Source organism: Mycobacterium sp., from assembly GCF_049280035.1.
Taxonomy (GTDB): Bacteria; Actinomycetota; Actinomycetes; order Mycobacteriales; family Mycobacteriaceae; genus Mycobacterium.
In genome coordinates this window covers 1-7,871 of the sequence record NZ_JBAPPI010000339.1, presented here as the reverse complement: position 1 = coordinate 7,871, position 7,871 = coordinate 1, and the positions used below count along the sequence as shown (strand labels likewise).

General features: G+C 67.5%; 9 protein-coding genes. 4 read left to right on the top strand and 5 right to left on the bottom strand.

All coding sequences use genetic code 11. The features are described 5' to 3' along the window. Positions 1-173: 173 nt before the first annotated feature. The gene (locus WAN71_RS11395; protein ID WP_422225427.1) at positions 174-890 is read left to right on the top strand and encodes a 2OG-Fe(II) oxygenase; all 717 of its coding nucleotides are present in this window, start codon (positions 174-176) and stop codon (positions 888-890) included. Positions 891-896: 6 nt separating this feature from the next. Here the strand turns inward: WAN71_RS11395 and WAN71_RS11390 are convergent, their stop codons facing one another. The 4 genes from WAN71_RS11390 to cobC are packed head-to-tail and all read right to left on the bottom strand — an operon-like array spanning position 897 to position 4,910. Next, a complete protein-coding gene (locus tag WAN71_RS11390; protein ID WP_422225426.1) occupies positions 897-1,991 on the bottom strand; it encodes a bifunctional RNase H/acid phosphatase in 1,095 nt (364 codons plus the stop codon). Beyond that, positions 1,988-2,722, bottom strand: a complete 735-nt coding sequence (locus WAN71_RS11385; protein ID WP_422225425.1) for a zinc ribbon domain-containing protein — start codon at positions 2,720-2,722, stop codon at positions 1,988-1,990. Before WAN71_RS11385 ends, WAN71_RS11390 begins: the two co-directional genes overlap by 4 nt. Further along, positions 2,722-3,858, bottom strand: coding sequence for a Nif3-like dinuclear metal center hexameric protein (locus tag WAN71_RS11380; RefSeq protein WP_422225424.1), 1,137 nt, complete (start codon positions 3,856-3,858; stop codon positions 2,722-2,724). The genes WAN71_RS11385 and WAN71_RS11380 overlap by 1 nt, the downstream gene beginning before the upstream one ends. Then, a complete protein-coding gene (cobC, locus tag WAN71_RS11375) occupies positions 3,855-4,910 on the bottom strand; it encodes an Rv2231c family pyridoxal phosphate-dependent protein CobC (RefSeq protein ID WP_422225423.1) in 1,056 nt (351 codons plus the stop codon). Before cobC ends, WAN71_RS11380 begins: the two co-directional genes overlap by 4 nt. A gap of 24 nt (positions 4,911-4,934) precedes the next feature. Here cobC and WAN71_RS11370 point away from each other — a divergent pair, with 24 nt between their 5' ends. The 3 genes from WAN71_RS11370 (at position 4,935) to WAN71_RS11360 (ending at position 7,115) form a co-directional block, all read left to right on the top strand. Continuing rightward, the gene (locus WAN71_RS11370; protein WP_422225422.1) at positions 4,935-5,723 is read left to right on the top strand and encodes an HAD hydrolase-like protein; all 789 of its coding nucleotides are present in this window, start codon (positions 4,935-4,937) and stop codon (positions 5,721-5,723) included. A 64-nt stretch (positions 5,724-5,787) separates the two neighbouring features. Then, positions 5,788-6,267 (top strand): low molecular weight protein-tyrosine-phosphatase, encoded by a 480-nt coding sequence (locus WAN71_RS11365; RefSeq protein ID WP_422225428.1) that lies wholly within the window; start codon positions 5,788-5,790, stop codon positions 6,265-6,267. After that, positions 6,267-7,115, top strand: a complete 849-nt coding sequence (locus tag WAN71_RS11360) for an SURF1 family protein (RefSeq protein ID WP_422225421.1) — start codon at positions 6,267-6,269, stop codon at positions 7,113-7,115. Before WAN71_RS11365 ends, WAN71_RS11360 begins: the two co-directional genes overlap by 1 nt. Here WAN71_RS11360 and WAN71_RS11355 read toward each other — a convergent pair. Beyond that, positions 7,087-7,871: cobalamin biosynthesis protein (locus WAN71_RS11355; RefSeq protein ID WP_422225420.1), on the bottom strand; the 785-nt coding region annotated here is incomplete at its 5' end. The two genes, WAN71_RS11360 and WAN71_RS11355, sit on opposite strands and share 29 nt — an antisense overlap.

Below are 7,871 nucleotides of genomic sequence, written 5' to 3'. Positions count from 1 at the left end.
GTTCCAGCTCGGCGATGCGCTCGACCAGCACCGATTCCTCGCAGGCCGGATCGACTACCGCCAATTTCTCGAACATGCGTTCGATGTTACACCGCCCCGCCGACAAGAATCGTCCTCACGTCCGAGGCATCCCTATCGTCTACAGAGCAGGGAGCGAAGAGAGGACGCAGCTGATGCGGGCGACCCGATGGGACAACCGCGTCGACGCCGGTGACTGGACCGCCATCGCCGCTGCCGTCGACGACTACGGCGGAGCGCTGCTGCCTCGGCTCTTGACGCCCACCGAGACCCAACGGCTGCGCAAGCTGTACACGAAGGATCAACTGTTTCGCGCCACCATCGACATGGGGCCGCGTCGCTATGGGTCCGGACAGTATCGATACTTCCGCGCTCCCTATCCCGAACCTATCGAGCACCTCAAGCAGGCGCTGTATCCACGGCTGTTGCCGATCGCCCGGGATTGGTGGGCCAAGCTTGGCCGGGATGCTCCTTGGCCGGACAGCCTGGACGAATGGCTGGACATGTGCCATGCCGCCGGTCAGACGAGATCCACCGCGCTGGTCCTCAGATATGGAACGAACGATTGGAACGCTCTTCACCGAGACCTCTACGGGGACTTGGTGTTTCCACTTCAAGTGGTGATCAACCTAAGCAACTCGGAGACCGAGTACGCCGGCGGGGAGTTCATGCTCGTCGAACAGCGGCCGCGAGCCCAATCACGCGGCACCGCTACCCAACTCCCGCAGGGGCACGGTTACCTGTTCACCACCCGCGACCGGCCCGTGCGGTCGGCTCGCGGCTGGTCGGCCGCACCAGTGCGCCATGGCTTGTCGGTCGTGCGTTCGGGTGAGCGCTACGCATTGGGGCTGATCTTTCACGACGCCGCCTGAAGGAAGTTACAGATAGCCGGTCTGGTTCACCAGCCGCACCGAAGAAGCCCCATCCGGGTAAAACTCGGCGATGCTCAACGACGCCAGGTCCAGGTGTAGCCGGTAAAGGATGCCCGGCCCAGCGTCGAGGGCTTGGCGCAGCAGCATCTTGATCGGAGTCACATGCGACACCACCAGCACGGTGGTGCCGGCGTAGTCCGCCACGATCCGGTCTCGCGCCCGGCAGACCCGTTGGCTCACGTGATCAAAGCTTTCCCCGCCCGGCGGCTCTGTGCTGGTGTCCCGCAGCCACTGTCGATGCAATTCGGGATCACGTTCGGCGGCCTCAGCGAACGTGAGGCCTTCCCATGCGCCGAAATCCGTCTCGATCAGGTCGTCGTCGGCGGTCAAGTTCAAACCCAGCGCTTTGGCGGCCATCGTCGCGGTGTCGTAGCAGCGTTGCAGCGGCGAGCTGACCACTGCCGAGATCCCGCCACGTTGCGCCAGATACCGGGCGGCGGCGTCGGCCTGCTGGCGCCCAAGCTCGGTCAGCGGCGGGTTACCGCGTCCCGAGTAGCGCCGCTGCACCGACAACTCGGTCTGGCCGTGGCGCAGCAACAACAGCCGGGTGGCGATACCACGCGCGCCAGTCCAGCCTGGCGGCGAAGGGGTTTCGGCTGCTTGGGCCGTCGTCGCTGAATCACCGCTCTCTTCGGCCTCAGCAGCGAGGTCCATCGCCTCGTTGGCCAACCGATCGGCGTAGGAGTTCTGCGCTCGCGGAATCCACGTGTAGCTGATCTGCTCGAACCGCGCCGCCAGTGCACGCGCCCTCGCGTTGAGCTCTGCGAGGTCGGGATGCTTGACCCGCCAACGCCCGGACATCTGCTCGACCACCAACTTGGAATCCATCGAAACGGCGACCTCGGTGGCCTTCAGCTTTGCCGCCTCCTCCAAACCCGCGAGCAGTCCGCGATATTCGGCGACGTTGTTGGTGGCATGGCCGATCGCTTGCTTGCTTTCAGCCAATACAGTCGACCGGTCAGCTGTCCAGACCACCGACCCGTAGCCTGCCGGTCCCGGGTTGCCGCGTGACCCGCCATCGGCTTCGACGATGACCTTCACTGGGTTACGCCTTTGACTCGCAACAAGATCGCGCCGCATTCAGGACACCGCAGCACATCATCTTCAGCCGCCGCTGAGATCCTGGACAACTCGCCGCGGTCGATCTCGATGCGACAGGCCCCACACCGGCGGCCCTGCAGTGCTCCCGCACCAGGGCCACCGCCGGCACGCTGTCGTTCGTAAATCGCGATCAGCTCGGCATCTAACGCCGCGGTCAGTTCGTCGCGCCGCGTCGAACGAAGACGACGGGCCTGGTCAATCTCGTCGAGTGCGCCGTCGAGAGCCTGCTGCGCAGCGGCCAAATCAGCCCGCAACGCCTCGCTCTGAGCTAGCTCAGCCGTCTGTTGCGCTTGCAGCTGCTCGCGGCGTTCCATCACCTCCAACAGCGAATCCTCCAGGCTGGATTGGCGGCGTTGCAGGGTGTCCAGCTCATGCTGCAATTCCGACAATTGCTTGGCGTCTGCGACCGACTGAAGCAGCGAACGGTCCCGCTCCTCGCGCTGGCGCACCGCGTCGATCTCCAGCTCGAAGCGTGATATCTGAGCGTCCAGGTCTTCTAACGCGATTCGCAGCGCCCCCAGCCGGTCATCGGCGGCCACCTGATCGGTTTGTAGTCGCTCGTAGTCTTGGCGCTCGGGCAAGTGGCCGGCGCGGTGCGCGAGCCTGGATAGTTCAGCGTCCAGACCCATAACTTCGAGCAGCGAACGCTGCTGCGCGACTGCGGCTTTCATCAGTTATCTCTCCCGGAGGCGTTGTCGACGTTCCACGGATCGGTGCGGATCGGGCACACGCGTACCGCGAGGTCGGCGCCGAAAGCCGACCGCAAGACATCGGCAGCCTGTTCACACCATGGGTATTCGCTGGCCCAATGGGCAACATCGATCAAGGCCACATCAGAAACACGGCAATGCTCGTCGGCGGGGTGATGGCGCAGGTCGGCCGTGACATAGGCCTGCACTCCTGCGGCCGCCGCGGCGTCCAGCAGCGAGTCGCCGGCTCCTCCGCAGACCGCGACGCGGGACACGGTCATGTCCGGGTCGCCTGCCGCGCGCACCCCCCACGACGTTTGCGGCAGCCCTGCCCTGACTCGGGAAACGAACGCGCTCAACGACTCTGGCTGGGTCAGCGAACCGATTCGCCCTAGCCCGACGTCAGCGGGCGGCGGTGCCAACGCGACGATGTCAAACGCCGGCTCCTCGTATGGATGCGCGGCCCGCATCGCCGACAGCACCTCGCGCCGGGCCCGCGCTGGTGCGACGACCTCGACCCGATCCTCGACCACTTTCTCTACGGCGCCGACGCTCCCGATAGCCGGCGCGGCTCCATGGCCCGGCAAGAACTGGCCGGTGCCGGTGGCGCTCCAGCTGCATTGGGAATAGTCGCCGATTACGCCGGCGCCGGCCGCAAAAACCGCGGCCCGCACCGCCTCCGCGTTCTCCGGCGGTACGAAGATCACCCACTTGTCCAAACCCGGCACCACATGCGAGGGCTCCAGCACCGCCTCGACGGTCAGCCCGAGCGTGTGCGCCAACGCGTCCGACACCCCCGGCGATGCCGAGTCGGCGTTGGTGTGTGCGGTGAACAGCGAACGGCCGGAACGGATCAGGCGGTGCACCAGCGCACCCTTGGCGGTACTGGCTGCCACCGTGTCCACGCCCCGCAACAACAGCGGATGGTGGGCCAGCAGCAGACCACCGTCGGGAACCTCGTCGACCACCGCCGCGGTGGCGTCGACGGCGACCGTCACCGAACTCAGCTGGTCGTCGGGATCGCCGCACACCAGGCCGACCGAATCCCACGACTCGGCCAGCCCGGGCGGATAGGCCTCGTCCAGCACGTCGATGACACCGGCCAGCCGCACGGTCATCGGAGTACCCCACTTTTCGCCATGTCGGCGATCTCCGCAACGAGCAGCGGCCACTCCGGTCGGACCGCGGCCCGCAGATATCGCCCGTCCAAGCCGATGAACGTGTCACATCGTCGCACCGCAATTCCTTTGGTGTGCAGATGCTTTCGCATCAACTCGGCGTCGTCAGCGGTGAACAACACGAATGGCGCACGGCCATCGACTGGCTCGACACCCGCCGACCGCAGGCCAGAAACCATCTCGGTGCGCAACACCGCCAGACGTCGAGCTTCCGCTGCCGCTTCCGCCACGGCGTCGGGTGCACAACAGGCCGCGATGGCCGTCAGTTGCAGGGTGCCCACCGGCCAGTGCGGCCGCTCAGCCGTCAACCGCGCTAACACGTCGGGCGCACCCAGTGCGTAGCCGACCCGCAGGCCAGCCAGCGACCACGTCTTGGTCAGACTGCGGACTACCAGCACGTCGGGCAGCGGCTCATCGGCCAGCGATTCCGGCTCGCCGGGAACTGAATCGGCGAACGCCTCGTCCACCACCACGAGCCGCCCGGGTCGGCGCAACGCGAGGATCTGTTCGCGGGTGTGCAAAACCGATGTCGGGTTGGTTGGGTTGCCCACCACGACGAGGTCAGCGTCGTCGGGCAGCTGCGCGTCGGCCAAGCTGAACGGCCGGTCAAGCACGACGTGCTGGACGCGGACACCGGCCGCCCTCAGCGCCACGGCCGGCTCGGTGAACGATGGCGCGATCACCGCCGCCAGCGTCGGACGCAGGTTGGGAAGCAACGCGAATCCTTCGGCGGCTCCGGCCAACACTGCGACCTCGTCGCGGGCACGGCCGTGACGGCCCGCGATCGCTTGTATCGCCGCGTGCTCGTCGTCGGCGCCGGGGTAGCGCGCCAGATCCGGCAACCTTGCGGCCAGCCGCTGCACCAGCCAGGCCGGCGGATGTGCATGGCGGACGTTGACCGCGAAGTCGAGCATGCCCGGTTCGGCGGCCTGATCGCCGTGGTAGCGCGCGACCGCGAGCGGAATCGACGCGCTCGGATCCAGATTCGCCACGTCTGAAACCCTAACGACCTCGCGATGAGGCCAGGTATCGGGACACGGTCAACGGCTGGTCGCGCCATCTTGGACAATAGGGACGTGACAGGCACGCTCTCCGCCGCTGATTCGAATTGGCCGGCCCCTCCTCCCGCCGCTTCGCTGCGCGCATCGTCGGCGGCCGCCCCCCAACTGGTGATCTTCGACCTCGACGGCACCCTCACCGACTCGGCTGACGGCATCGTGTCCAGCTTTCGCCACGCGCTCGGCCAGATTGGCGCTGACGTGCCCGAGGGCGACCTGACCAGCCGGATCGTCGGCCCGCCGATGCACCACACCCTGTCCGCGATGGGGCTGGGCGAGCACACCGATGCCGCGATCGCCGCCTACCGTGCCGACTACACCACCCGGGGATGGGCGATGAACAGCCTGTTCGACGGGATTGGCCCCTTGCTGGTCGACCTGCGGGCCGCCGGCATCCGGCTCGCCGTGGCCACTTCCAAAGCCGAGCCGACCGCACGCCGGATCCTGGCGCATTTCGGGCTCGACGAGCACTTCGAGGTCGTCGCCGGAGCCAGCATCGACGGCACCCGCTCCACCAAGGCTGACGTGCTGGCCCACGCATTGGCACAACTGCAGCCGCTACCCGAACGCGTCCTCATGGTCGGCGACCGCCGCCACGACGTCGAGGGCGCGGCCGCGCACGGCATCGCGGCGGTGGTGGTCGGCTGGGGATACGGCCAAGCCGACTTCGCCGACGCCACCGAAACGACGACCGGGCTGCTGCATGTCGGCACGGTCGCCGAGCTGCGGAGGGCGTTGGGTGTCTGAATCTGATTGCCCGACTCCTCCTCAGGCCCTGACAGGCCCGCATCGTCGTCAGGCTGCCCCAAGGCTGCACATCACGTTCGTCTGCACCGGCAACATCTGCCGGTCGCCGATGGCCGAGAAGATGTTCGCCCACCAGATCTGCCAACGCGGTCTGGACGACGCCGTGCGAGTGACCAGTGCGGGAACCGCCGGCTGGCATGTCGGCAAGCGCGCCGACGAGCGGGCCAACCGGGTGCTGCGCGCGCATGGCTACCCCACCAACCACAGCGCCGCACAGATCGGCATCGACCACATTGAAGCCGACCTGGTGGTCGCGCTGGCCCGCAACCACGTCTGGCTTCTCCAGCAACTGGGTATCGACGCCGAGCGCATCCGGATGCTGCGCTCCTTCGACCCCCGCTCAGGCGCTTATGTTCTCGACGTCGACGACCCTTATTACGGCGACCACGACGACTTCGAAGCGGTCTTCGCCGCCATCGAGGCCTCCTTGCCGGGTCTGCACGCTTGGGTCGACGAGCGACTCGCCCAGGACGGGCAGCCCTGATGCGTCGCCTGGCCTTCTTGCTGCGACCGGGCTGGGTGGCGCTGGCTGTGGTGGTGATCGCATTCACCTACTTGTGTTTCAGCGTGCTCGCGCCATGGCAGCTGGGCAAGAACACCAAGACGTCGCGAGAGAACAACCAGATCCAGAAATCCCTGACGACCGCGCCGGTGCCGTTGAAAACCCTGTTGCCGCAACAAGACTCGTCGGCCGCGGACTCGCAATGGCGCACGGTGACGGCGACCGGCCACTATCTGGCGGATATACAGCTGCTGGTCCGGTTGCGGGTGGCCGACGGGGATCCGGCGCTGGAGGTGCTGGTGCCTTTTGTCGTCGATGGCGGCCCCACCGTTTTGGTCGACCGCGGTTACGTGCGACCCGAGCAGGGTTCGCGGGTGCCGCCGATCCCCCCGCCTCCGCACGAGACGGTGACTATCACGGCGCGGCTGCGCGACTCCGAGCAGCCGGTATTGGACAAGGATTCGTTCACCAGTGACGGTGTGCGGCAGGTCTATTCGATAGACGTCCGCCAAATAGCAACGCTGACCGGGGTCCGGCTGGCCGGGTCCTATCTGCAATTGGTCGACAACCAGCCCGGCGGACTGGGCGTAATCGGGCTCCCCCACCTGGATGCCGGGCCGTTTTTGTCCTACGGCATCCAGTGGATCACGTTCGGCGTCGTCGCACCGATCCTGCTGGGCTACTTCGTGTACGCCGAGGTCCGGGCCCGCCGCGCCGAGAAGAGCCAGCCCTCGCCGACGGAGCCGACGGAGCCCACCGAGCCCACTGAGAAGCCCGCGCCTGCGACCGTCGAGGACAAGCTCATCGACCGCTACGGACGGCGGCGCTGACGGCAAGGCACAGCACCGTCGCCGACGCCTGAACCGCCCGGGAAAGCTGCACCGCACGGCGCAGGTCGGCCACGACTGGCGGCACTCCGTCGCCGAGGGTAGGCCGGATCTGCAGTTCGTACTGGTAGGCAGTGGGCCCACCCAGGCGCACGCCCAGCGCCCCCGCGAATGCCGCCTCGACCACGCCGGCGTTGGGGCTGGGATGACGGGCGGCGTCACGACGCCAGGCCCGTACCGCACCCGACGGCGATCCGTCGACGATCGGCGCGCATGCCACCACCAGCGCCGCGGTCAGGCGCGCGGCGGCATAGTTTGCTGCGTCATCCAGACGTGCTGCGGCCCAACCGAATCGGGCATACCGCGGCGAGCGGTGGCCGACCATCGCGTCGAGCGTGTTGACGGCCCGGTACCCGAGCAGCATCGGCACGCCGCCCACCGTCGCCCACAGCAGCGGTGCAACATGCGCGTCAGAGGTGTTCTCGGCAACCGATTCCACCGCCGCGCGGGTCAGTCCCGCGGCGTCGAGCCGTGCCGGGTCACGCCCGCACAGCGAGGGCAGCAGCCGTCTGGCGCCCTCGACGTCGTCACGGCTCAAGAGGTCGCCCATCGCCAGGCCGGTGCGCGCCAGGGATGTTCCGCCCAGCGCTATCCAGGTGGCCGCCGCGGTCGCAGTGACGGACCACAGCGGGCCGCGCCGCCGAGCGTGCCGGTGCAGCGCGCCGCCGAGCAGGCCCACCGCGCCGACCAGCACACCGA